Origin of the sequence: Oscillibacter acetigenes (genome assembly GCF_025567605.1) — a bacterium.
GTDB lineage: Bacteria > Bacillota > Clostridia > Oscillospirales > Oscillospiraceae > Oscillibacter > Oscillibacter welbionis.
Genome location: NZ_JAOQKG010000001.1, coordinates 60063 through 83541, shown reverse-complemented (window position 1 = coordinate 83541; position 23479 = coordinate 60063). Strand labels below are relative to the sequence as shown.

Annotated in this window: 22 protein-coding genes and 1 pseudogene; 4 read left to right on the top strand and 19 right to left on the bottom strand. The window is 60.2% G+C overall.

Translation table 11 applies throughout. From position 1 onward, the window contains the following. Positions 1 to 28: 28 nt before the first annotated feature. Positions 29 to 580, bottom strand: a complete 552-nt coding sequence (locus tag OCV80_RS00410) for an ECF transporter S component (RefSeq protein WP_025545367.1) — start codon at positions 578 to 580, stop codon at positions 29 to 31. A 123-nt stretch (positions 581 to 703) separates the two neighbouring features. On the opposite strand from OCV80_RS00410, the gene pdxR reads away from it, so the two are divergent. Continuing rightward, complete coding sequence (gene pdxR, locus OCV80_RS00405) at positions 704 to 2095, top strand: MocR-like pyridoxine biosynthesis transcription factor PdxR (RefSeq protein ID WP_136891076.1); 1392 nt, start codon at positions 704 to 706, stop codon at positions 2093 to 2095. 76 nt (positions 2096 to 2171) lie between these two features. Here the strand turns inward: pdxR and OCV80_RS00400 are convergent, their stop codons facing one another. Together OCV80_RS00400 and OCV80_RS00395 are read right to left on the bottom strand one after the other, a co-directional pair. Continuing rightward, positions 2172 to 3554 carry an MATE family efflux transporter gene (locus OCV80_RS00400; protein ID WP_136891077.1) on the bottom strand — a complete coding sequence of 461 codons (1383 nt, stop codon included), beginning with the start codon at positions 3552 to 3554 and terminating at the stop codon, positions 2172 to 2174. Further along, positions 3551 to 4003, bottom strand: coding sequence for a MarR family winged helix-turn-helix transcriptional regulator (locus OCV80_RS00395; protein ID WP_119311650.1), 453 nt, complete (start codon positions 4001 to 4003; stop codon positions 3551 to 3553). The genes OCV80_RS00400 and OCV80_RS00395 overlap by 4 nt, the downstream gene beginning before the upstream one ends. A 174-nt stretch (positions 4004 to 4177) precedes the next feature. On the opposite strand from OCV80_RS00395, the gene OCV80_RS00390 reads away from it, so the two are divergent. After that, a complete protein-coding gene (locus tag OCV80_RS00390) occupies positions 4178 to 5026 on the top strand; it encodes a DegV family protein (protein ID WP_021750253.1) in 849 nt (282 codons plus the stop codon). Positions 5027 to 5161: 135 nt separating this feature from the next. Here the strand turns inward: OCV80_RS00390 and OCV80_RS00385 are convergent, their stop codons facing one another. From OCV80_RS00385 to OCV80_RS00345, 9 genes and pseudogenes are all read right to left on the bottom strand, one after another. Further along, a complete protein-coding gene (locus tag OCV80_RS00385) occupies positions 5162 to 6550 on the bottom strand; it encodes a YfcC family protein (RefSeq protein ID WP_036630883.1) in 1389 nt (462 codons plus the stop codon). A 174-nt stretch (positions 6551 to 6724) separates the two neighbouring features. Further along, entirely contained in the window at positions 6725 to 7723 is a 999-nt protein-coding gene (gene argF, locus OCV80_RS00380) for an ornithine carbamoyltransferase (protein ID WP_119311651.1), read from the bottom strand. An 831-nt stretch (positions 7724 to 8554) separates the two neighbouring features. After that, positions 8555 to 9799, bottom strand: a complete 1245-nt coding sequence (gene arcA, locus OCV80_RS00375; RefSeq protein ID WP_021750257.1) for an arginine deiminase — start codon at positions 9797 to 9799, stop codon at positions 8555 to 8557. Between the two features lie 240 nt (positions 9800 to 10039). Beyond that, positions 10040 to 10750: an ABC transporter ATP-binding protein gene (locus OCV80_RS00370; protein WP_021750258.1), complete on the bottom strand. Its 711-nt coding sequence runs from the start codon at positions 10748 to 10750 to the stop codon at positions 10040 to 10042. Then, the gene (locus OCV80_RS00365) at positions 10743 to 11585 is read right to left on the bottom strand and encodes an ABC transporter ATP-binding protein (protein ID WP_119310847.1); all 843 of its coding nucleotides are present in this window, start codon (positions 11583 to 11585) and stop codon (positions 10743 to 10745) included. Before OCV80_RS00365 ends, OCV80_RS00370 begins: the two co-directional genes overlap by 8 nt. Beyond that, positions 11582 to 12643, bottom strand: coding sequence for a branched-chain amino acid ABC transporter permease (locus OCV80_RS00360; protein ID WP_449588081.1), 1062 nt, complete (start codon positions 12641 to 12643; stop codon positions 11582 to 11584). Before OCV80_RS00360 ends, OCV80_RS00365 begins: the two co-directional genes overlap by 4 nt. A 121-nt stretch (positions 12644 to 12764) precedes the next feature. Then, positions 12765 to 13560 (bottom strand): annotated as a pseudogene (locus OCV80_RS00355) (branched-chain amino acid ABC transporter permease). A 149-nt stretch (positions 13561 to 13709) separates the two neighbouring features. Then, on the bottom strand, positions 13710 to 14873 hold the full coding sequence (locus tag OCV80_RS00350; protein ID WP_119310844.1) for an ABC transporter substrate-binding protein: 1164 nt from the start codon (positions 14871 to 14873) through the stop codon (positions 13710 to 13712). Between the two features lie 99 nt (positions 14874 to 14972). Beyond that, the gene (locus OCV80_RS00345; protein WP_119310843.1) at positions 14973 to 16004 is read right to left on the bottom strand and encodes a hypothetical protein; all 1032 of its coding nucleotides are present in this window, start codon (positions 16002 to 16004) and stop codon (positions 14973 to 14975) included. Between the two features lie 212 nt (positions 16005 to 16216). Here OCV80_RS00345 and OCV80_RS00340 point away from each other — a divergent pair, with 212 nt between their 5' ends. Next, positions 16217 to 16474 (top strand): helix-turn-helix domain-containing protein, encoded by a 258-nt coding sequence (locus OCV80_RS00340; RefSeq protein WP_025544623.1) that lies wholly within the window; start codon positions 16217 to 16219, stop codon positions 16472 to 16474. A 154-nt stretch (positions 16475 to 16628) separates the two neighbouring features. Beyond that, positions 16629 to 16856, top strand: coding sequence for a helix-turn-helix domain-containing protein (locus tag OCV80_RS16490; protein ID WP_081692158.1), 228 nt, complete (start codon positions 16629 to 16631; stop codon positions 16854 to 16856). A gap of 193 nt (positions 16857 to 17049) precedes the next feature. On the opposite strand, the gene OCV80_RS00335 is transcribed toward OCV80_RS16490, so the two are convergent. From OCV80_RS00335 to OCV80_RS00305, 7 genes are read right to left on the bottom strand one after another with little or no spacing between them, the layout of a single operon-like run. After that, positions 17050 to 17643 (bottom strand): DsbA family oxidoreductase, encoded by a 594-nt coding sequence (locus OCV80_RS00335; protein WP_119310842.1) that lies wholly within the window; start codon positions 17641 to 17643, stop codon positions 17050 to 17052. 14 nt (positions 17644 to 17657) lie between these two features. Then, entirely contained in the window at positions 17658 to 18131 is a 474-nt protein-coding gene (locus OCV80_RS00330) for a hypothetical protein (RefSeq protein WP_249390723.1), read from the bottom strand. Between the two features lie 54 nt (positions 18132 to 18185). Further along, positions 18186 to 19076, bottom strand: coding sequence for a carbohydrate kinase family protein (locus tag OCV80_RS00325; protein ID WP_119310841.1), 891 nt, complete (start codon positions 19074 to 19076; stop codon positions 18186 to 18188). Positions 19077 to 19096: 20 nt separating this feature from the next. Further along, the gene (locus tag OCV80_RS00320; protein ID WP_136891664.1) at positions 19097 to 20485 is read right to left on the bottom strand and encodes a family 4 glycosyl hydrolase; all 1389 of its coding nucleotides are present in this window, start codon (positions 20483 to 20485) and stop codon (positions 19097 to 19099) included. 21 nt (positions 20486 to 20506) lie between these two features. Beyond that, positions 20507 to 21562 carry an amidohydrolase family protein gene (locus tag OCV80_RS00315; RefSeq protein WP_119310839.1) on the bottom strand — a complete coding sequence of 352 codons (1056 nt, stop codon included), beginning with the start codon at positions 21560 to 21562 and terminating at the stop codon, positions 20507 to 20509. A 34-nt stretch (positions 21563 to 21596) separates the two neighbouring features. Beyond that, complete coding sequence (locus tag OCV80_RS00310; RefSeq protein WP_025544629.1) at positions 21597 to 22445, bottom strand: carbohydrate ABC transporter permease; 849 nt, start codon at positions 22443 to 22445, stop codon at positions 21597 to 21599. Positions 22446 to 22462: 17 nt separating this feature from the next. Then, positions 22463 to 23374 carry a carbohydrate ABC transporter permease gene (locus OCV80_RS00305; RefSeq protein ID WP_025544631.1) on the bottom strand — a complete coding sequence of 304 codons (912 nt, stop codon included), beginning with the start codon at positions 23372 to 23374 and terminating at the stop codon, positions 22463 to 22465. Positions 23375 to 23479 lie beyond the last annotated feature (105 nt).

Below are 23479 nucleotides of genomic sequence, written 5' to 3'. Positions count from 1 at the left end.
GGGGGAGCTTTCTTCCATGTTGCGGGGATCACAGCCGGGGGAACTCCCGCCGGACGTAGGCGCTGCGGCCCAGAGCCGCCGCCAGCAGTGTGGAGGCGGCGATGCCGAAGGCAGCCTGCACCAGATTGCTGGGGATACCTGCCGCGGCACCAGCCGCGCTCCCCAGCAGCAGGGCGTCGTACAGCCAGTAGCCCACCACCATGGGCAGCTCTCCCATGATGCCGCAGGCCGCAAGGCCCAGGGGACCCCGTCCCTTTCCGAACGCCTGATGGCACGCGGCCGCCAAAGCCGCCATCCCTGCCTTGATGACCAGGGTAGCGGGTGCGTAGATGGGCGAGCCCAGCAGCACATCCGCCAGGGCCGGGCCGATGCTGCCCGCCAGGGCGCCCCAGGCTGGCCCCAGCAGATATCCGCCCAGCAGCACCACCGTGTCCCCCAGGTTCATGTAGCCGCCGGTGGGGGACGGCACCTTCACCACCATAGTGGCCACGCAGGCCAGCGCCGCAAAGGCCGCCGCCATCACGACCATCCGTGTCCGCTGGAAGGTCTTGGCCGTCTCCTGCTCCGCTGTCTTCTCCATATCCTCTTCTCCTTCCGGCGGGGCCGTCTCGCGCCCCATTTGCTGTTGCCATCATAGAACAAATATGATATGATTAAAAGCGTCAATTTCTGAATTTTTTATCAGGTCAGATGGAGGAAGCCCATGCGTACCTACGCCCTGGAAAACCGCGGCAGAGCGCCGCTGTATGAATACCTGTACCGCTGCATCCGGGGGGACATCCTGGACGGCACCCTGACGGCCGGGGAGCGGCTGCCCTCCAAGCGGGCCCTGGCGGAGCACCTGCACATCTCCGTCATGACGGTGGAGGGGGCCTACCAGCAGCTGGAGGCGGAGGGCTATGTGTACACCCAGCCCAAACGGGGCTTTTTTGTGGCGGAGGTGGAGCGGCCCCGGCCTGCCGTCCCCGCTCCTCCGGCTCCTGAGGCGCCGCCGGAGGCCCCGGTCTGGCGGCTGGATCTGAAGAGCAACCAGGTGGACGCCAGCCGCTTCCCCGCGGCGGCCTGGGCCCGTCTGACCCGGCAGGTGCTGTCCGAGGACGGGGAAGCCCTGCTGCGCCCAGTGCCCCACCAGGGGCTGCCCGCCCTGCGGCAGGCCATCGCCCGGGACCTGCGGGAGTATAAGGGCATGGCTGTGCCGCCGGAGCAGATCGTGGTGGGGGCCGGGGCGGAGTACCTGTATCTGCTGCTGGCTCAGCTGCTGGGACGGGAGGCCGTCTTTGCCGTGGAGGATCCGGGCTATCCCAAAATCCGCCAGGTGTACGGCAAGTGCGGCGCGGCTTGCCGCCCGGTGCCCCTGGACGGCCAGGGCGTTCCCCCGGAGGCCCTGGAGGCGGCGGGAGCCAGTGTGGTCCATCTCTCTCCCGCCCACCACTATCCCACCGGACTGGTGACACCCATCGGCCGGCGGCAGGCCCTGCTCCGCTGGGCTGAGAAGGCTGGAGGCATCATCATCGAGGATGACTATGACAGCGAGTTCCGCTTTACAGGCCGTCCCATTCCCACCCTCCAGAGTATCGACACCGCCGGGCGGGTGGTATACATGAACACCTTCTCCCAGACCATCTCCCCCTCCATGCGGGTGGGATTCATGGTGCTGCCGCCCCGCCTGCTGGAGCAGTACCGCCGGGAGCTGGATTTTTATTCCTGCACGGTGCCCGCCCTGGACCAGCACGTGCTGGCCCGGTTCCTGGACCAGGGCCACTACGAGCAGCACCTGGCTCGGATGCGCAAGGAGTACCGCACCCGTCACGACGCGGTTCTGGCCTCCTTCCGGTCCAGCCCCTTCCGGAACCGGATCACGATCTCGGAGCAGGGGGCGGGGCTCCACTTTCTCCTGCGGCTGGACACCCGGGAGAGCGACGGGGCCCTGCGGGACCGGGCTGCGGCCCTGGGCGTCCGGCTGGGCTTTCTCTCGGAGTACGCCGCCATCCCCTCCCCTGCCTACGCCCACACGCTGGTGGTGAACTATGCCGGCCTCAGCCCGGCGGCGCTGCCAGAGGCCATGGACCTGCTGGCGGAGATCTTCGGGGCCTGATGCCTGCCGTCCACTCCCCCGCGCAAAAAAGCCGGCCGCCCCAAGGGCGGCCGGCTCTCTGCATCGGGTTTTCAGTTCACACGCCGGGCTTTCCCTCCAGCGCGGTCATGCTCTTTTTGAAATGGACAGCGAACATGGTGGCTGTGGTACACACCGCCAGGAAATCCGCCACCGGCTCCGCCAGAAAGACCGCAAAAGCCTTATCCGCAAAAAAGTTGGGCAGAATATAAATGAAGGGAATCAGCAGGATGATCTTCCGCAGCACTGCCAGGAACAAGGAGATCTTGGCGTTGCCCAGGGCCACGAAAGTCTGCTGACAGGCGATCTGGATGCCGAAGATCCCGGTGGCCGCCATGTAGATCCGCAGGGCCCAGGAGGCATAGCTCACCAGCTCGCTGTCCGAGGTGAACATCAGGGCGAACAGCTGGGGGAACAGCTGCACCAGCGCCCACAGCAGCAGGGAGTAGGCCAGGCAGGCCATCAGCAGCACCTGGAAGGCACGCCGTACCCGCCCCGGATTCCGGGCGCCGTAGTTGTAGCTGATGATGGGCTGGGCCCCTTGGGTCAGGCCCTGGAGGGGCATCATGGCGAACTGCATGATGCTGGAGAGCACGGTCATAGCACCCACAGCGATGTCCCCGCCGTATTTCAGCAGTGAGGAGTTGAAGCACACGGTAATGAGGCTCTCCGTAGACTGCATGATGAAGGGGGAAGCGCCCAGGGCCAGGGCCGGCAGCACCACCTTGGCTTGGGGCCGCAGGTGCTCCCGCCGCAGGTGCCACTTGGTCTTGCTGCCCGTAAGGAACTTCAGCACCCACACCGCGGAGACCGCTTGGGATAGAATGGTGGCCAAGGCCGCGCCCCGGACCCCCATGCCGAAGGCGAAGATGAAGATGGGGTCCAGCACCGTATTGAGGATCGCGCCGATCAGCACAGTCTTCATGCCCACCACCGTGAAGCCCTGGGCGGTGATATAGGCGTTCATGCCCAGGGTCACCTGGACGAAGATGGTGCCCAGGGCATAAATGCGCATATAGTTCAGGGCGTAGCCGATGGTGTTGTCGCTGGCGCCGAAGATGCGGAGCATGGGCTCCGCAAACACCAGAAAGACCACAGTCAGCACCACGGACACCGCCACCAGCATGGTGAAGCTGTTGCCCATGATCCGCTCCGACTCTTTCAGGTCTCCCCGCCCTTCGGCGATGGAGGCCCGGGGTGCGCCGCCGAAGGCCATCAGGGCCGCGAAGGCGGAGATCACCATGATGATGGGCAGGCACACCCCCACGCCGGTGAGGGCCAGCTTGCCCACAGTCTCCACCGGCTGCATGTGGCCGATGTACACCCGGTCCACCAGATTGTACAGCATGTTGACGATCTGGGAGGTGATGGTAGGAACGGCCAGGGAAAACAGCAGCTTTCCCACGCTCCCGCTGCCCAGGTCCACATTTCGACGGCTCATGTATTGCCTCCTTCCTTCAACCGCACTTCCGCGCTGGTCAGAACCTTTTCCAGCAGTTCCTGAAATCGCTCCGCCTCCGACTGTGTCAGACCGGCAAACAGCGCGTCCAGGCAGGTACTCTGGAGCTTCTGCCCCTCCCGGGCCAGGGCCGCGCCCGCATCTGTCAGCGCCAGATGGATCACCCGGCGGTCTGCCTTGTCCGGCTGACGGCGGAGCAGCTCCCGCGCCGCCAGCAGGTCCACCGCGGCGGACACCTGGCTCTTGGCCAGTCCCCGGAGCTCTGTCACGTCCCGGGCAGTGTCATGTGCCGGATGATTGGCCAGAAACAGCACCACATGAATCTCCCGCATGGAGAGCCCGGTGCGGGACAGAAGCTCTGAGAAATGCCTATCGTAATACCGGCGGAACTGCTGGATAACCCGCAGCAGCTGCGTACTGCTCACTGCCACAGCGCCCGCCCCCTTTCATTTTATTTAAAACAGTTCTTATAAGAACTGTTCCAGCATAGCACTATTTTTTCCGCCTGTCAAGATTTCCGAATCCATCCTTGACAATTCTCCCTTCCTCCAGTATGATGGTGGCAGAAGATATCGTTTTTAAAATCAGATTTCGGGGTGTTCTTTATGACATGGAATATTGTGAGCGACAGCAGCTGCGACCTGCGGACAGCTTCCTTCCACAGCAGCTGCGTCCGGTTTGAGACCGTGCCTCTGCGCATCCAGGTGGGCGGCCGGGAATTTGTGGACGATGACGCCCTGTCGGTTCCCGCCCTGCTCTCCGCCATGGCGGTGGAGAAGGCTGCCTCCTCGTCCGCCTGCCCCTCCCCCGCCGACTTTGCCGGGGCCTTTGAGCGGGGGGACCGTACCGTCTGCTTCACGCTTTCCTCCCAGCTCTCCGGCACGTATCACGCGGCCTGCATCGCCCGGGAGATGGTGCTGGAGGAGCACCCGGAAAAGCAGATCTGCGTCATCGACTCCCGCGCCGCCGCCGGGACCATGGTGCTGCTGATCCGCCGGGCCCAGGCCCTGATGGAGGCAGCGGGGGATGATGGGGACTTCGACGCTCTCTGCCAGCAGCTCCACCGCTATCAGGCCACCCTGCGGACCTGCTTCACCCTGGAGAATTTCGACAACCTTATCAAAAATGGCCGGATGCGGCCCATTGTGGGCACGTTGCTCCGCTCCCTGGGCATCCACATCATTGCGGACGCCACAGCCGAGGGCACCATTCATGTGGCGGATAAGGCCCGGGGCGTGGGTAAGACCTACCGGGCCATCACCGCCCTGATGAAGGCCAGCAAGGACTGCACCGACGCAGAGGTGGTAATCTCCCACTGTGAGAACCTGGAGGGTGCTATGGCCCTGAAGCGGCAGATCCTGGCAGACCTGCCGGTGAAACAGGTGGACCTGCTGTCCTGCCGGGGACTCACCAGCTTCTATGCCATGGAAAAGGGCCTCATCGTGGGGTACTGAGGTACGTCCTTCCCCATCAGGCGCCTCCGCGGAAGGCCGCTTCCGGAACAGCAGTCAGCCGCCGGAACCGCCATCTTCCGGCATTTGGATATGGCAAAAAAGCGCGCACGGAAAACCGTGCGCGCTTTGCTTTTTCTATCCCAGCAGCACACCCGCCACCAGGAACGCCAGGGCCAGCAGCAAAAACCAGAGTATCAGCTTCCACACATACTTCACCCAGCGGTCGTAGGGCACATGGCCCAGGGCCAGGGCGCCCATCACCACCGCCGCAGTAGGGGTGATGATGTTCACCAGGCCGGAGGCGGACTGGAACGCTGTCACCACCAGATCGCCGCCCACCCCGGCGAATTTGCCCAGGGGCGCCACAATGGGGATGGACAGTGTCGCCAGGCCCGACGAGGACGGGATCAGGATGGTGAGGGGCAGGTACAGGGCGAACACCAGCAGCGTGAAGCTGATGGCCCCGGCGCCGGAAAGGGCCTGCTCTCCCCAGTGGAGGACCGTGTCGGTGATGGCGCCGTCGTTCATCAGCACAGTGATGCCCCGGCTGATGCCGATGATAAAGGCCACGCCTAAAAGGTCCGCGCAGCCGGCCACGTAGGTCTCTACCAGCTCCTCCTCACTCATCCGGTCAATGAGGCCGATGACGACACCTGCCACCAAGAACAGGGCGGAGAGCTCCGGAAACCACCAGCCCAGAGCGGGCAGGGACAGGCCCATCTCGTCAAAGGGCACCACAGCATAGACCATGATGAGGAATGTCAGCGTAAAGAGGGCCATGATGACCTTCCGCTTGGCGGTAAAGGGCACCTGCTGGTCCATGCTTACCTGGATCTTGCCCGCGCCCACGCCCACCACGGATTTGGAGGGGTTCTTCTTGACCTTCGCGGCGTAGGCCATCACAAACCAGATGGCCGCCGCCTCAAAGGCCACCCACTCCAGCAGCCGCAGCACGATACCCTCTCCCAGAGAGACCCCGGCAAAGCCCGCGGCGATGCCGGTGGCAAAGGGGTTTACCGTGGAGGCGATGACGCCGGCCCCGGCCCCCAGCAGGATCACGCTGATGCCCACTACCGCGTCGTACCCGGCCGCCAGGAACACCGGGATCAGCAGGGGATAAAAGGCCATGGTCTCCTCCCACATGCCGTAGGTGGTGCCGCCCAAGCCGAACAGCAGCATCAGAATGGGGATCAGCCACTTCTCCCGGCCGCCCAGCAGGCGGATGACGTTGCCCACGCCGGCGTCCACGGCACCGGTCTTCATCACCACGCCCAGAAAGCCGCCCACCATCAGGATGAAGATGCACACGTCCACCGCGTCGTAAAAGCCAGAAAAAGCTGCCTTCAGAACGTCGCCCACTCCCTGGGGATTCTGCTCCACCGTGTGGTACGTCCCCGCCACCGGCACGCCGTCCACGTAGTCATAGCTGCCCGCCGGGATGATCCAGGTGGCGGCAGCCACCAGGATCAGCAGCAGGAACAGGATCGTATAGGCTGTGGGCATGTGGAATTTTTTTTGATTCAAGATATCTACCCCGCTTCTGTTTTGACGCCGCGGCGTCAACATCATTTCCATCATGTTTGCCGGCAGCACGCGTGTCGGCAAACATCCTTCCCAGCTATCAAGTGTGCAAGCGAAGCGAGTACATGCAGATAGCTGTAAACGCTCTCACGAAAAAGGCGGCGCCTTTTCCATGAATTATCTTCCGATGGTGGCCACCAGCACAGCTTTGATGGAGTGCATCCGGTTCTCCGCCTCGTCGAATACCACACTGTGGCGGCTGCGGAACACCTCGTCGGTGACCTCCCGGATGTCCACGCCCTTGTCCTGCCACTCCTTGGCCAGCTTGGTCTCAAAGTCATGGAAGGAGGGCAGGCAGTGCAGATACAGCACGTTGGAGTTGCCGGTGGCCTTCAGTGTCTCCTCCGTCACCCGGTAGGGAGTCAGCAGCTTGGCCCGCTCGGGGATCAGGTCCTCCTCGCCCATGGAAGCCCAGATGTCGCCGTAGATCACGTCCGCATCCTTCAGGGAGTTCATGTTGTCGGTGATCTCGATGAGGCCGCCGTTCTCCCGTGCGGTGGCGAATACCCGCTTCACCAGTGTGCCGTCCATCTCCTTGGCCAGCTCCTGGGGCCCCAGGCCCACAAAATGCATACCCATCTTGGCGGCGCCGATCATCCAGGCGTAGCACATATTGTTCCGCACGTCGCCGGGGAACACCACCTTCACCTGGTTCAGGGGCTTGTGGCAGTGCTCCTCAATGGTCATCATGTCCGCCAGGATCTGGGTGGGGTGGTCTGCGTCGGTGAGACCGTTCCAGACGGGCACACCGGCGTACTTCGCCAGATCCTCCACCACCTTCTGGTCGTAGCCCCGGTACTCGATGCCGTCGAAAAACCGGCCCAGCACTTTGGCGGTGTCCTCCAGAGACTCCTTCTTGCCCATCTGGCTGCTGCCGGCGTCCAGATAGGTGACGTGGCCCCCCTCCTGGGTAGCAGCCACCTCGAAGGAGCAGCGGGTGCGGGTGGAGGTCTTTTCAAACAGCAGCACGATGTGCTTGCCCTGAAGGGTTGGGTCGCAGATGCCGGCCCGGCGCTTGGCCTTCAGGTCGTGGCCCAGGTCCAGGAGATAACGGATCTCCGCGGGGGTGAAGTCTTCCAGAGTCAGAAAACTCCGGCCTTTCAAATTGATTGCCATAAAATGCACTCCTTTTTATCTTGTTCATGATGAGGACTTTTTGAGGGGACAGATGTGGACCGCCGAACAGGGGCTGTGGGGGATACTGCTCCCGGCGGAAAAGAAAACATGTTTCGGCGGGGGAAGGTTGGCGATCCCTTGCGGCGGTCAGAGAGGGAAACGTCCGGCCCTTGTGAACCCCTCCAGCCCGGGGAAGTCCGGGATACACGCTGCGCTGATTTTCGCTGCCGCTGGCCGGTGGTTAATGAGAGTTTCAGCATAGGGCCAAGCTGCAGCTTCTATGACCGCCAGGGCAGTGCGTAGCGAAGCCGAACGCGCGGAAGGAGGAACCAGTGGAACACTGATGACGGAAATCCCCGGAGCGCCGTAGCGCGAGACAGGAAAAGCGAAGCAGTTCAAATGCGTCCTTGCATCCCGGCAACTTCCGCACCATCCGCCACGGGACGGCAGTCGAGGGAATTGCAGAAGGGCCTAGCGTGCCCGAAGGCAAGGCCAAATCGGAGCAGGCACCGATTCGCCGCCCCCCCTTCAGCGCGGAGGGCCACTGCACCAGAGCGCATCCAGGCGCCTTTCTCTTTGGACCGTGCACGGCCCGTTTCTCTTTTGGCAAGACCGATAAGGGGTCCCGCCGCGCCCCGCACGGTGGGGAGAGGAGGAGCGCCCAAGCCCACGGAGTGGGCGCGGAAGTGCCCTTGGGGTGCAAGGGAGCGGGCGCAGTTTTCGCCGTACACGGAAACGGGGCTGAGCGGACTTTGCGACGACGACATGGGGGTGCATCCCGCTGGACAAGCCCTCCCTGGCCGGGGCGGCCCATTCACGCTCCGCGAATGCTTACGGATCCTCCCGCCACAGCGGCATGGACATGCACCGGGGTCCGCCCCGCCCGCGGGAGAGTTCTGCGCTGGGAATGGTGTGGAGCCGGATGCCCGCCTCCTCCAGGGCCCGGTTGGTGACATAGTTCCGGGAGTACACCACCACCTCGCCGGGGCCGATGGCCAGGGTATTGGAGCCGTCGCTCCACTGCTCCCGGGCGGCGTCGATCTCGCTGCCCTGGCCGCAGGGGATCAGTGTCACCTTATCCAGCTCCAGGTGCTCCTTCAGGATGTCCTCCAGCCGGCCGTCCTCCTGACGGATTTTCATCTTCCGGTTTTCGTCCAGCTCCATGACGAACACCGTAATCTGCTGGAGGATGTTGGGATGGACGGTGAACTTGTCCCGGTCCACCATGGTGAACACCGTATCCAGGTGCATGAAGGACCGGCTCTTGGGAATGTCAAAGGCCAGCAGCTTGCGGAAGGTCTTGCTCTCGGAGAGCACCGTCTCCGCCAAGGCGTCGATGGAGTCCTCCTCCGTCCGCTGAGAGATGCCCACCGCCAACACCTGAGGGGACAGGATCAGGATATCGCCCCCCTCCAGGGAGGAGGTCTCGCCCCGGTCGTACCACCTGGGGGCGTTGCGGTAGTCCGGGTGGTGCTCGAAAATGAACTTGCCGAACAGGGTCTCCCGGTTTCTCGTGGCGGTGTGCATTTTGTGGATGGACACGCCGGTACCGATGGTGGCGAAGGGGTCCCGGGTAAAATAGAGGTTGGGCAGGGGATCTACGGCGAAGGGGTAATCATCCCCGGCGGCAGAGAGATAGTCCCCCAGCCGGGCGCTGTTTGCCCGGAGCTGGGACTTGCGGACGCCCGCCATCATGGCAGACACCATCTCCTTGTCCGGCAGGGCAGAGAGGAAGTCCTCCAGGCTCTCCCGGAGCCGGTCGTCCTTGACGCCGGACTCCTCCAGGAACTGGCGGATCAAGTCGGCCCGCACGTCGGCGTCCGTGATGGACTCCGCCACCAGATCCCGCAGGTAGACCACCTCCACTCCTTGCTGCCGGAGGCAGTCGGCAAAGGCGTCGTGCTCCCGCTGGGCCTCCTTCAGATAGGGGATGTCATCAAAGAGCAGCCGCTCCAAATACTCCGGCATCAGATTTTCCAGCTCACCGCCAGGGCGGTGGAGAAGGACCTTTTTCAGCCGCCCGATCTCGGAGGTATTGTGAATTCCGGTTTCCAAAAAGCTCACTCCTTTGTTCATCGGAAAGGTACAGGGAAATCGCTCTGGTTTAGGGTCTCTGGATTTTGGCATTTCATGCGCCGTTCCGAAAAATCCGCGCAAAAAAAGAACGGACGAATCGTCCGTTCTCCCCACATGTTCTCCGCAAAGGCCGCCCGTCCCTCCTTCGGGCCGCGGCGTCTCCCCGCCGCCTCCGGGGTCCCGCGGCATCGGCAGTGGAAACGCAAAAACAGGAGAGAGGCTTCCGCCTCTCTCCTGCTGTTATCTGTGCTTGCCGAGATACGCCTCTTTGATCTTCTCATTGGCCAGCAGCTCCGCGCCGGTGCCGGACATGGTGATGTTCCCCGTCTCCAGCACATAGGCCAGGTCCGCGATCTTCAAGGCCATGTTGGCGTTCTGTTCGATCAGCAGTACCGTCACGCCCTGGCGGTTGATCTCCCGGATGATGGAGAAGATGTCCTGCACCACCAGCGGCGCCAGGCCCAGGGACGGCTCATCCAGCATCATCAGCTTCGGCCGTGACATCAGGGCCCGGCCCACCGCCAGCATCTGCTGTTCGCCGCCGGAGAGGGTGCCGGCGGACTGCCAGTTCCGTTCCTCCAGCCGGGGGAACAGCTCATAGACCCATTTCAGGTCCTTTTCGATCTCCGCTTTGTCCTTGCGGAGGTAGGCTCCCAGCTTCAGGTTCTCCAGCACCGTCAGGTCCGCAAACACCCGCCGCCCCTCCGGGCTCATGGCGATGCCCGCGGAGATGATCTTGTCGATGGGCTTGCCCAGCAGCTCCTCCCCGTTCCACTGGATGGAGCCGGACTCCGCCTTCACCAGGCCGGAGATGGTCCGCAGGGTGGTGGACTTGCCCGCGCCGTTGGCGCCGATCAGGGTGACGATCTTGCCGTCCGGCACCTCCAGGTCGATGCCCCGGAGAGCCTGGATGCCGCCGTAGGACACCCGCAGCTGTTGGATTTTAAGCATCTTCCGCCACCCCCAGGTACGCGTCGATGACGCGCTGATTGTTCTGGATCTCCGCCGGTGTGCCGTCGGCAATCAGCTTGCCGAAGTCCAGCACATAGATCCGGTCGGAGATGTCCATGACCAGGTCCATGTGGTGCTCGATCAGAAACACCGTCAGGCCGAACTTCGTGCGGATCTCCCCGATGAAGGCCGTCAGCTCGTCGGTCTCCTGGGGGTTCATGCCCGCAGCCGGTTCGTCCAGCAGCAGCAGCTGCGGATCCGTGGCCAGGGCCCGGGCGATCTCCAGCCGCCGCTGCTTGCCGTAGGGCAGGGAGTTCGCCTTCTCCCCGGAAACGTCGCTGAGGTTCACCTCCGCCAGCAGCTCTTCCACCCGCTGGCGCTGCCGCGCCTCCTCCTGCCGGTTCAGATGGAAGGTCGCAGTGAGGAGGTTGCACGTCGCACGGCAGTGCATGGCCGTCAGCACGTTGTCGAACACCGTCTGGTCCTTCCAAAGACGGATATTCTGGAAGGTCCGGGCCATGCCCATCCGGGTGATCTTGTCCGGGGTGGGGGCCAGGGCGTGGGTGTACTCCCCGGCGTGCTCGCCCTTGTAGAGCTTGCGCATCTTGCCCTGGGGGTAGTTTTCCACGATCTTCTCCCCCCGGTACCACACCGCGCCGTTGGTGGGCTGGTACACGCCGGTGATGACGTTGAAGGCCGTAGTCTTGCCCGCGCCGTTGGGGCCGATCAGGGAGACGATCTCCCCCTCGCCTACCTCCAGATTCATGTTGTTCACGGCGATGACGCCGCCGAACTGCATGGTGATATTCTCCAAACGAAGGATCTTCTCACTCATTTCGCCGCCTCCTTCTTTTTCGATTTTCCGGAGAGGCGGGCCCGCAGGCTCCGGGCCACATCAGAGAGCTCCCGGTCCCCCATGAGGCCACGGCGGAAGAACAGCACCACGATCATGATGATGATGGAGAACACCACCATCCGGAAGCCGGTCCGCAGGAAGGGCACCTTGAAGGCGCCGATATACGTCTCTGTGTCCAGGAATCGCAGCCACCACTCGCTGGCCGCCACGTACAGGAACGAGGCGATGCAGCTGCCGGAGATGGACCCGATGCCGCCGATCACCACGATCAGCAGGATCTCGTAGGTCATGGAGGTGGTGAAGGTCTTGGCTTGGGCCTGGTTGGCGAACATGGCGAACAGGCCGCCGCCCACGCCGGCGAAGAAGGAGCTGATGCAGAAGGCCATCCGCTTGTGCTTGGCCAGGTTGATGCCCATGGCCTCGGCGGCCACCTCATCCTCCCGGATGGCCTTGAAGGCCCGGCCATAGGTGGAGTTGATCAACAACACCATGATCCCGATGCACACTGCCACCAGCAGGAAGGGCACAAAGGTGGAAAGGCGCAGCACCACCTCCCCATTGGCGTTCTCGATGTTGAAGCTGGAGAAGGTGGGAAAGCTCTTCAGCGCGTTGGCGCCGTTGGTGACAGGGCCCAGCCGGTCCCACTGGAAGATGGCCCGGATGATCTCCGCAAAGCCCAGGGTGGCGATGGCCAGGTAGTCGCTCTTCAGCCGCAGCACCGGCAGGCCGATAAGCCAGGCGATCACCGCCGCCACACAGCCCGCCAGGATCAGCGCCGCCAGCACACCCAGGATCAGACCCAGGGCGCCGCCGCCGAACAGCTCCGGCAGGGAGAAATTCACTGCCGAGCCGCCGTAGAGGTAGTAGACGCTCTCCCGGTCGGCAGAGGGAATGGTCAGAATGGCGTAGGTGTAGGCGCCCAGCAGCATGAAGCCCGCCTGCCCCAGGGAGAACAGGCCCGTAAAGCCGTTCAGCAGGTTCAGGGAGGCCGCCACCAGCGCGTACACAGCNCCCTTCTTCAGCACGGTGAACAGCATACTGGTGGGCTGCATGGTGTTCTCCAGCACAATCACCAGGACCAGCAGGGCCGCCACGCAGCCCAGGGCGATCCACGCGCCCCGTTTGCTCTTTTTTTCTTGCAGCATCGTGACGCCCCCTTTACACTTTGTCGGTGGACTTCTCACCGAACAGGCCGGTGGGCTTCACCACCAGGATGATGATGAGCAGCGCGAAGGTGAACGCGTCGGAAAACACACTCCAGTTGGAGCTCTTGATCACCGTCTCGCTGAGACCGATGAGGAATGCCCCCACCACGGCCCCGGGAATGGAGCCGATGCCGCCGAACACTGCCGCCACGAAGGCCCGCAGGCCCGGCAGGGAGCCGGACAGCGGCACGATGGAGGGATAGTTGGTGAAGTACAGCGCAGACCCCACCGCCGCCAGGAAGGAACCGATGACAAAGGTGAAGCTGATGATGTTGTTGATCTTGATGCCCATCAGCTGCGCGGTCTCAAAATCCCGGGAGGCGGCCCGCATGGCCATGCCGATCTTGGTGTGGTTGATGAGCTGGGTCAGCACCACTACCAGCGCCACCACCAGGAATGGCGTAATCACCGTCACCATTTTGGTGGAGGTGCCGGCAATGGTGATCTGACTGGACAGGCCGGGCAGGCTGGGGTACATCTGCGGCAGTCCGCCGGTGATATAGGTGGCCAAATTCTGCAGCAGATAGCTGACGCCGATGGCGGAGATCATGACGCTCATCCGGGGCGCGCTGCGCAGCGGCTTGTAGGCTGCCCGTTCGATGACANAATCCCGCCGCCATGAACACGTCGCCGTGGGCGAAGTTGATCAGGCGCAGGATGCCGTAAACCATGGTGTATCCGATGGCGATCAGGGCGTACTGCCCGCCCAGCGAGATGCCGGAGAGCAGGATGGAAATTCCGTATTGCACAGGGATACCCCCTTTTCTTTCAGAGTTGGCGAGCGGGAAGGACCGTCTCCAAAAGGGCCGGGCTGCGGCCCCTTTCGAGGCGGTCCCATCTCGCGCAAGAACAAGCCGCCTGGCGGGGGATACCCCGCCAGGCTGGCCGGATGGCAGGCTTATTCCACAGTCTGGACCGTCTCCAGCGTCCAGGCGTTGTTGGCGGTGTCTGCGGTCTTGATATAGGCGGTGTCCCGGATGGCGTCGCCCTGCTCGTCAAAGGCGATGGAGCCGGACACGCCGGTGTAGGTCACGTCAGGCAGCGCGGCCTTCACGGCGGCCTTGTCGGTAGAGCCGGCGGCCTTCAGGGCCTCCAGCGCCACATAGTAGGCGTCATAGCCCATGGCAGTGACAGCGGCGATGGTATCGTTGCCGCCGTTGTTGGTCATGGCGGTGGAATCCTCGCTCAGCCAGGCCTTAAAGCCCTCGTCAAACTCTGGAGAGCCACCCTCCTGGTAGAAGGTGGACACGTACAGCTGCACGTCGCTGCCTGCGGCCGCTTCCAGCACCATATTGCTGTCCAGGGTATCGCCACCGAGGATGGGGATTTCAATTCCCAGAGAAGCAGCCAACTTCACGATCTGAGTAGAATATGTAATGGAAACCGGGCAGAAAATCACATCTGCGTCCTCATTTACGGCCTTATTAAGATATGTGGTGAAGTCGGATGTATTGGTCGGGAAGGAATCCTTTTCCACGGTGCCGTCAAATGCCTGCTCAAAATAATTAATCAGGCCCTGGTCGTACTCGTTGCCCAGCTCACCCAGGCAGTAAGCTTTTTTCGCAGAGAATTTCTCCTGTGCGAAATTTGCCAACACCGTTCCCTGGAACGGATCCAGGAAGCAGATCCGGAAGTAATACCCGTTCCCTGCCGTAATCTGGGGATTGGTGCATCCGACGCCAATGGCGGGGACACCCGCCTCGCCAAAGACGGGGCCGCCAGCCAGAGACACGGTGGAGCCGTAGGAACCCAATACCACAGATACATCCTTGCTCACCAACTCCGCAGCGGCAGTGGGCGCCTTGGCGGGGTCGGAGCCGTTGTCCGCATAAACCAGCTCCACGGTATAGGTGGTGCCGCCGATATCCACAGTGGGGGTCTCCTTATTGGCATACTGCATGCCCAGCATCTCCTGCTTGCCGCCGGCGCCATTGTCGCCAGTGGCCGGCTCAAAAATTCCAATCCTCACCACATTTTCCCCGGATTCACCTCCTCCACTGTTGCAGGCGGCCAACCCTAAAGCTGTAGCCAATGTCAGGACCAGCGCAAAGACTCTCTTCATACTTCTTTTCCTCCCCAAAAAAATTCAAGAACGGCAGCGCCGATTCTAAACAGGAACAAAGCCCCCCCACCTATTTCTGCATTTCTGAAAAGGTATTCATTAAAGTTCCCTGGCAATAGTCACCAAGTCTAAATACATATTTCCGGGTGTGCTGGAAGCCGACGCACCGATGCAGTGGTGCACCTGCCCTCCCTGCGTTCTGGTCTGCATCCAAAGCACCTTATCGCTCCAGTGTGCCCTGGCCAGCGGATGATCTGCCGGAAGCCGTTCCGGTCCGGCAGTCAGTTTCAGGCTGCCATCCGGATTCTGGACAGCCCGGCCAACCATGCACCAAACCTCGCCCCTGGACTTCGCGTCTATCATATCTGCCTGTGTCAGGCCGCAGATACCTTGGATCGCCACATCCGCAAGCGTATATGCCTGGTCCCAATAGGTATTGGCCTGGATAACTGTTTTCATGGCCGTATCCCATCCATCGAGATCCATGGAGGGATCTGGCTCCAAAAATCCGCCTGCCTTCGCCCCCTGCACAGCCATATCAAAGGACTGTCCCTGCCCCATCGCATCAAAAACGTACATACAAGACGCGTTGAAAATCCCGCCGAACTCCAGCAGCTCTCCACAACGTCCCAACAGTTTACCCATCTCCAGAGTAGGCAGTCCTGCGCTGGCCGCTGTTCCATAGCGAATTTGGAGCCCCTGTTGTGCCGCCAAGGAAAACAGTTCTTTCCAATGAAGGGCAAGCGGCGCTTTATTTGCGGTCACCACATGCATTCCCCGTTCCAAAGCCCTTCGGATGTTAGAAGTCCCCGGCTCCCCAGTGGGCAGATATGGCGGCAATCCATCTAAATAGACATCCGCGCTGCACTGCTCGATCATCTCCAATGCCGTAAGGCCCTGAATACCCAAGCCGGGGATATCTGCCAAAGTTCCCCTGTTTTTGGCTTCCGATAACGTCACACTGGAAATTCCATTCGGTGCAATCACTCCACCTCTACTGTCCACTGCGCCAACAATTCGAAAATGGAGCCCGTATACATTCTCCATCCTCTCCCGTTCGCTAGTCAGAAGATCGACCATCGGCCTGGCAGCATTTCCCATTCCGCCAATGAGTATGCGAATTTCTTTCATAGCTGTTTCCCCCACTCTTTTCAATCTCAAATCTATTATAATCCTTGGTCTCTTGAGTGATGCAACACATTCTATTTTCTATTCAAGCAACATAATTCATACCGTTCATTCCATCACGCGCTATTCCCGTGCACGGGAATAGCGCGCTATTTTTATTGCTATCATAGAGAAAACACCATTTAAGGTATTACTCATTGATAGCAGGTAGAGAGATGAAGGACGAATATTCACAAATTATTGTCAAACGGATTTTGGAGCTATGTAGGCAACGTGACTTCACAATATATCAGTTGTCTGCCATGAGTGGTATCAGCTACTCAACACTTGATAATCTCATAAATCACAAGACATTCAATCCAAAAATAAAGACGCTTCACAAGATCGCATCTGCATTCAGTCTTACGTTATCTGAATTTTTTGACTATCCAGAACTGGAAGAATTTTCATTTGAAGATACGCATAGTGATTAAGTGAGCAGCCTGTACAGGTGCTGGCGTTCATATATTTTTGTTAGCATTGTATTATAATATCCGGTAAATGTCAACCTAATTTGACTAATATTTACATATCTTCACATCATATAACAACTATGCTGGAGGATTACAATGCATACAGGGTGACCGTATGTCGGCAGATGGAGTTTTTGATTTTGGATTAAGGTTACGTCGTCTTCGGAAAGATCGCGGGATGTCGCGTGCATCTTTGGCAAAACGGCTCGACGTGAGCAAAGAAACTGTATATCGTTATGAAGACAATTTGCAGGATCCCGCACTAAACCGTATGAAGAGGAACAACGGACTACGCTCAACGAGTTTATACGGGTGTTTGTTCATAACTGATTCAGGTGTTTAAGGAAGAGAATGATGGGCCGGCGTTCCATCGAATGGAACGCCGCTTTTAATAATTTACAGTGGATATTGAAACACAGAAGATAGATCCTCACTTTACCTTCTTGTCCCCCTCCCCTTCGCCTGTGACTTTTCCTCCACTATTTTCTCATACCTGTCTACCTGTTTTTTGTATTTGATGCTTACGTTCAGGCATCTCAACGCACCGCATCCAACCATGCCTTCAGCTCTATCAAGTTCGGAACAAAGCCTTCCAGTCGTTTTTTTCCTGATAAAATGGTAGGCACCATGTGAATACCCAGCAAATCCCGGGACAGGCGGGATTGCCGGCGGACGGTCTCTGTATAAGTCCCTGCCACCAAGGCTGCGCGGAAGTCCTGCCCTGACAGACCGCAGTTCTCTGCCAGTTCCGTCAGCACAGACAAATCTCCAATATCCCGCTCATCTACAAAATAGGCTTGAAACACCGCTTTATAGAAGGACTCTCCTCTGTCCCGTTCCCCAGCAAAGCACCAGCCCTGGAAAGCCAGGTCCGTGTATGGCCGGGGAATCACCCGGGGCGGCAGACACATCTCTACCCCCTGAGCCTGACAGACGGGCCCCAGGGTCTCAGCGTATCGTACTCGTCGGACGGGATCGTTCCATACGTCTATCCGGGGCGCTGGCGGTTCTGTCAATTGGTAGGGCACATGGATAATCTCCAGCTGTTCCCCCAGCCGGTCCAGAAGTGTCTCCAGCCAGTAACAGTAGGGACAGACGAAATCAGAAACGATAATCAGCTTCAGTGCCATGTCTCTCCCTCCTCTCAAAATTGCGGAAAGCCGGTTTGCTTCAGTCCCGGTTCAATACCAGATCCGCCGTGATTTCTGTCACTGCGACCATCTCCTGAACAGAAGTGTATCCCCTGACAGGAGCGGCGACAGTGCATGGCGGAGGGCATCACGATGCCCGTGATACCATTGGCTACCGGCAATCTGTTATCGCTACCGCCGAAGGTGGTGACCGTCCAGGTCTCATACCCCCTGGCCCGGCAGGCCCGGAAGTACCGCTGGTGGGAGCCGCTGCGAATCTCCTCTCGGATCTGGCCCCGGTCCAGGACGATATTGGTGGCTGCAATGGCGCTGGCGCCCGCCTCCGGTGAAAAGCCCGCATAGGAGGCCCGGCCCAAAATCTCCGCCGCGTCGTCCTCTTCCACCATCAGGCCCAGGGCGCAGAGGCGGCTGGTCAGCCATCTGCCGTTCCCCGTAGGAGGGGCTGTCGTCGTCCACCTGGGTCGCAAAGGTCTCCTCCAGGCGGTCCGGCTGAATGCGCACAGCCGTATCCTCCCCCGCCCTCACAGATATTTTCGGATTAGTGCCGGCGTCACCGCCGCGCCAAAGCAGCCCACCGCCGTGGTGGACTTACCCGCGAAGATGTTCCCCAGCCGCACACAGCGGTCCAGGGGCTCCTCCGTCAGCAAGCCGTAAATGATGCCGGTGAGGAAGTTGTCTCCGGCGCCGGTAGTATCCACCGCCCGGAATTCATCGATGGCCGATACATAGCGGATGGAACCGTCGTGCCAGTATGCGCAGCCACCCTTGCCCAGCGTCACCACCGGGTGAGGCGTGTAGCCCGCCAGAAAGCGGACAGCTTCCTCCAGGTCATCTGTGCCGGCCAGCTTCCGTGCCTCCTTGTCATTGGGTGTGTAGACATCGATATAGGGCAGGAACGCCTTGATGCCGTCAATGGACAGGTCATCGCTCCAGCCGCTGTCGTAGACTACCTTCACTCCCTCCTCATGAAGGCGGCGGGTCACCTCCGGCTGCCCCACCGGGGCAAACACCACCTTGGCGTCCCGCAGGAAGCCATAGACGGTCTCCGGATCCAAAATGCTCTCATAGACGCCCTCATTGTGGGCCAGAAATCCCCGGTCGTGTTCCCAAGAGAACACGCTGGTCACTACCACCGGGTCCGGGTTGTCCTGGGCGAACTCGTCGTAGCTGGAGAAGCCCCGCTGGTCCAGCAGGCGGCGGCACAGGTTGCTCACATCGTCCTGCCCCAGAAACGTCCCCAGCCGGACCCGGAAGCCCAGTTGCTCCAGCACGATGGGGCAGACGATGGGGCCTCCCCCCAACTGCATGGTGAATCGCTTTGCAAAGACCTCCTCCCCGGGCTGGGGCATCCGGTCAAAGCCTTGGAAGATCAAGTCCAGATTCATTTGTGCAAAGGTCTTGAAATCGTACATACACTCTCTCCGATCCGTCTTTAAGGCGTCTCGTTCATGTGGATAAATTCCGCGTATTTGTCAAAGAAGATATCCGTCAACGTCTCCGCCAGCTCGAAGTCGTTCACCAGCGGATGCAGGGCCAGGCCTTTGACGGCCGCATCCCGGTCATCTTCCAAGATGGCCTGGATGGTGCACCGCTCAAAGTACTTCAGCCGCTTGATCTGCTGAAGCTGAAACTCGTCGATGGCACCAATGCGGACGGGATGGGCGCCGTCGGAGCGGATATCGCAGGTGATCTCCACCACATCGTCGTCCCGCAGACCGTCGATGGCCCCGTTGTTTGGAACGGACAGCACCATCCGGCAGTTCTCCCCATCGGTGATGGCCCGGATGAACCGCAAGGCCACCGCTGCGTAGCCGCCCTCATCCGGGGCGGTGAGGAACTCCTCCACCGTGGGCGGATTCCACACCTTTTCCCGGCAGGCTCCGCTCTCCACAGAGAAATAGGCGTTTTCCCGCTTGCCGTAGGCGGTCATATACAGGCTGAACGCCTGCTCGAAATCCCGGGGCAGCTCCAGTCGGGCCAGCTGTTCCTCCAGCTCGCGGTTGATGAGGTAGATCATCTCTCCCCGGGGATGATCCGCCTTCTGGATCATGGACAGAGACTTCACCCGCCGGTAGTAGAAGTACAGATACTCGTTGAGCATGCAGTCTCCGCTGATCCGGGCCATCTCCCGGGTAAAGAGCCGCATCTCCGAATGCTCATAGGTCCGGGGATTGTCCAGCAGCTCCCGCTGCACGTCCCGGCCGTTGACTTTGGCATTGCGGAACCAGGACAGGTGGTTCAGGCCGTAGCACTCGATATCCAGCGTGCCGTAGGGGATCTCCAGAATCTCCTCCAGCTGCTTGATGAAGCCGCTGGGGGCGTCGCAGATTCCGTACACGTTGTCGAACCCTTTGGACCGCAGGGCTTGGGTGATGATCCCGCTGGGATTGGTAAAGTTGAAAATCAGATGGCCGGGGTTGGCCACCTCCCGGGCCAGGGTGCAGTAGTACACCAGGGTGGGCACGGACCGGATGGCCATGGCGAAGCCTCCGGCACCCGTGGTCTCCTGTCCCAGTACGCCGTGGGCCAGGCAGGTCTGCTCATCAAACAGCCGCCCGGCGTCCCCGCCGGCCCGGATGGTGGTGATGATGTAGTCCACTCCCGTCAGGGCGGCCCGGGCGTCGGAGGTGACCTCAAAGGTCAGGTCCGGGTCCAGCCGACGGGACAGCTCCCGGGAGATCTCCCCGTAAGTCTTCAGCTTCTGCTGGTCGTTGTCAAGCAGGACAATGTGGTCCACCCGGATGTCCCGGGTGCTCTTCACGAGAGATTTGGTCAAAAACGCGGAGCGGGCACCGGCCCCGCCGATCACACACAGTTTCACGAATAGTCCTCTCTTCTGCCGTTACCGGAATTTGCCGATCTCCGCCTTCAGATAGTCGATGGTGTCGGAGATCATCTGGCGGTTCTCTCCCGCGGGGATGCGGTCATACAGGGTGTCGGCATATTCCAGCACCATGTCCACGTTGATCTTCTTGTCCATCCGGCGGATGAACTTGTGGTAGTTGTTGAAATAGATGTCCCGCAGGGTCTTCTCCGGCAGGTCCAGGCCCACGCAGTTCTCCTCAAAGGCAACGAAGGGCTCGTCAGTCTCCATCACCCGGCGCAGGCAGGTGACGGTCTCCCTCCAGTGGTCGGAGAAGGTGTCCGTGCCGAAGAGGATCTTGTGGGAGTACTCCGAGAAGAAGCTGCGCCAGTACTCCCGGTCCTTGGCAAAGTTCTCAAACATCTCCCATCCCGGAGTGATGTCAAAGAACAGGTTGGGATAGCGGTCCAGCATCTCGCAGCACAGGCCCGGCTGGTCGGAGATGAAGAAGAAGTGCGGGATGCACAGGTTCAGATTCGGATGCTTGCGCAGGAAGCCGAAAGTCTCCTCATCGATCTCGAACTTGTGGGGGAAAGTTCCGTCGCCGTAGAAGAAGTTCTTCTCCACCGCCCACTGGGGCAGCCGATCCCGATACCAGAACTCGATGGGGTCGTTGATGTGATACAGGATAGGGAATTGGGTCCGCTGGGCGTAGTCGAACATTTTGTCGTAGTTGGGGGCGTCCAGCCGCAGATTTTGCCGACGGCGCACGCCGGGCTTGCCATCCAGCATCTTGATACCGTCGAAGCCCGCTTGGTCGAACCACTGGATCTGCCGCAACAGGTCATCCGCGTCCGGCACCACGTCCCCATTGTAGTGGAAGGAACCGAACGCCTGGCAGCGGCCGCCCTCCTTCAGCTTCATCAGGGCGCACAGCAGATTCTGGGCCAGAGCGAAGGGACTGTCGATGACCGTACAGGCCAGGAACGTCCAGTTGGTATATCCGCACTCATCCACCATGGCGATGCACTCGTCGATGTCCTTGGGGTCGAACAGGTGGATGTGGACATCATTGATCGGGTACCGGTAAAACATACGCTCACTTCCCTTTCTTTTTTCGCAGTTTGTCTCAGCCTTTGATGCCGCTGTGGGCAATGCCCTGTACAAACTGCCGCTGGAAAATCACAAACAGTACGATCAGAGGCAGCACAGCGATGACGCCGCCGGCCATGACCTGCTCATAATACGTCGTATGTTCGCCGATCAGCATGGCAAGGCCCGCTGCCAGCGTCATCTTGTCCGCCTGGGAGTTGTTGATCAGGGGCCACATCAGGTCCTTCCAGGTGTTCAGCATGCCCAGGATGGCCAGCGTGGTCAGCCCCGGCTTCACCAGGGGCAGCAGCACATTCCAGTAGGTCCGGAAGTAGCTGCACCCGTCGATGCGGGCCGCCTCGTCCAGCTCCCGCGGCAAAGTGGAGAAAAACTGCCGCATCAGGAACACGCCGAAGATATTGAACAGTCCCGGCAGCACCAGGCCCACCAGGGTGTTGGTCAGGCCCAGATTCACCATCAGCTTGAAGCGGGGGATGATGAAGATCTGACCGGGCACCATCATCAGTGCCAGCATCCCCATAAAGAGGACGTTCTTGCCCGGGAAATTCAGCCGGTCAAAGGCATAGGCGCAGATCGTGACGATCAGGATCTGGCCCACGATCATCATGATCGTCACCAGAATGGTGTTCAGATACAGCTGGGGAAAATTCAGCTTATCGGAGACGATGCTGAAATTCACCCATTGGGGAATCTCCGGCAGGAACTTCATGGGGATCTGAATGGTCTCCTCGTACGTCTTGATGGATGTGAGAAACATCCAGACGAAGGGGCCAAAGGCCAGGAACGACGCAAAGATCAGCACCACATGAGTGGTGAAGCGCGAAAGCCTGCTCTCGTCGTTCAGGCGGTCTCTTTTCTGTTTCATATGGCTGCCTCCCCCGCTCACTCGCCAGATCTGACCCAGTACTTCTTGCCGACCATCTGGATCATGGTGATCACCATGATGATGGCAGCCAGCACCACGGAGATGGCCGCCCCGTATCCCCGCATGCTGCTCTTATTGAAGGCGCACTCGTAGAAGTACGTCACCAGACTCATGCTGTAGGTGTACGACAGCGTCTGCCGGTCCACCATCAGGTAGATGAAATCGAAGATCTGCAGAATGCCGATCGTCACCATGATGACGGAGAAAAAGATCATGGGGGTCAGCATGGGCAGAGTGATCTTAAAAAACACCTGACGGCTGCTGGCGCCGTCCAGACGGGCAGCCTCATAATAGGAGCTGTCAATGCCCTGCATAGCTGCCAGCATGATGATAACATAGTAGCTGACCATGGACCAGACCACCACCAGGATGATTGCCCATCGAACATATTTTACATCACCCAGCCAAGAGATCCGGGAAAAGCCCAGCTTCTCCAAGATCCAGTTGAAGATGCCGTACTGATAGTTGAGAATCCACCGCCACAAGATACCGATCGCTGCCGGGATGGTAATTGCCGGGATAAACAGCAGAGTCCGGTAGATCGTGCGGCCCCGGATCTTCTTGTTGATCTGATGGGCCAGAAAGATGGAGAAGATGATGACCAGCGGCACGCCCACCACGGCATAGAACACCGTGTTCTGCAGCGCCAGCCAGAAGGTGTCGTCCTTCAGCAGGTCCTGATAGTTCTTCAGGCCGATGAAGGTCCCCTCCCCGAAGGTCCCCATCTTCCGAAAGCTGTAGAGGATATTCTGAATGAAGGGAATGATACTGAACAGCAGCAGTCCCGCAAACATGGGCAGGATGAAGATGTACGCAGTGCACATCTCCGCGCGTCTGAGCCTGCCGAAATGCCGTGCCTGATTTTTCATGGGCGTTCCTCCTGTTTCCCCGTATCGTCTCTCGGGAGGCCCTGGGCGCAAAACCGCGTTCTGAATCGGAGCGCGCTTTTGGGCCCACGGACTCCCCCTGTCCGC

Excerpts from the sequence above, each read along its gene's own strand:
- OCV80_RS00340 (WP_025544623.1), top strand. The coding sequence starts at position 16,217 with ATGAAGGACGAATATTCACAAATTATTGTCAAACGGATTTTGGAGCTA.
- OCV80_RS00325 (WP_119310841.1), bottom strand. The coding sequence starts at position 19,076 with ATGTACGATTTCAAGACCTTTGCACAAATGAATCTGGACTTGATCTTC.
- OCV80_RS00335 (WP_119310842.1), bottom strand. The coding sequence starts at position 17,643 with ATGGCACTGAAGCTGATTATCGTTTCTGATTTCGTCTGTCCCTACTGT.
- OCV80_RS00345 (WP_119310843.1), bottom strand. The coding sequence starts at position 16,004 with ATGAAAGAAATTCGCATACTCATTGGCGGAATGGGAAATGCTGCCAGG.
- OCV80_RS00410 (WP_025545367.1), bottom strand. The coding sequence starts at position 580 with ATGGAGAAGACAGCGGAGCAGGAGACGGCCAAGACCTTCCAGCGGACA.
- OCV80_RS00350 (WP_119310844.1), bottom strand. The coding sequence starts at position 14,873 with ATGAAGAGAGTCTTTGCGCTGGTCCTGACATTGGCTACAGCTTTAGGG.
- pdxR (WP_136891076.1), top strand. The coding sequence starts at position 704 with ATGCGTACCTACGCCCTGGAAAACCGCGGCAGAGCGCCGCTGTATGAA.
- OCV80_RS00400 (WP_136891077.1), bottom strand. The coding sequence starts at position 3,554 with ATGAGCCGTCGAAATGTGGACCTGGGCAGCGGGAGCGTGGGAAAGCTG.
- arcA (WP_021750257.1), bottom strand. The coding sequence starts at position 9,799 with ATGAACAAAGGAGTGAGCTTTTTGGAAACCGGAATTCACAATACCTCC.
- OCV80_RS00390 (WP_021750253.1), top strand. The coding sequence starts at position 4,178 with ATGACATGGAATATTGTGAGCGACAGCAGCTGCGACCTGCGGACAGCT.
- OCV80_RS16490 (WP_081692158.1), top strand. The coding sequence starts at position 16,629 with ATGTCGGCAGATGGAGTTTTTGATTTTGGATTAAGGTTACGTCGTCTT.
- OCV80_RS00310 (WP_025544629.1), bottom strand. The coding sequence starts at position 22,445 with ATGAAACAGAAAAGAGACCGCCTGAACGACGAGAGCAGGCTTTCGCGC.
- OCV80_RS00365 (WP_119310847.1), bottom strand. The coding sequence starts at position 11,585 with ATGAGTGAGAAGATCCTTCGTTTGGAGAATATCACCATGCAGTTCGGC.
- OCV80_RS00370 (WP_021750258.1), bottom strand. The coding sequence starts at position 10,750 with ATGCTTAAAATCCAACAGCTGCGGGTGTCCTACGGCGGCATCCAGGCT.
- OCV80_RS00315 (WP_119310839.1), bottom strand. The coding sequence starts at position 21,562 with ATGTTTTACCGGTACCCGATCAATGATGTCCACATCCACCTGTTCGAC.
- argF (WP_119311651.1), bottom strand. The coding sequence starts at position 7,723 with ATGGCAATCAATTTGAAAGGCCGGAGTTTTCTGACTCTGGAAGACTTC.
- OCV80_RS00305 (WP_025544631.1), bottom strand. The coding sequence starts at position 23,374 with ATGAAAAATCAGGCACGGCATTTCGGCAGGCTCAGACGCGCGGAGATG.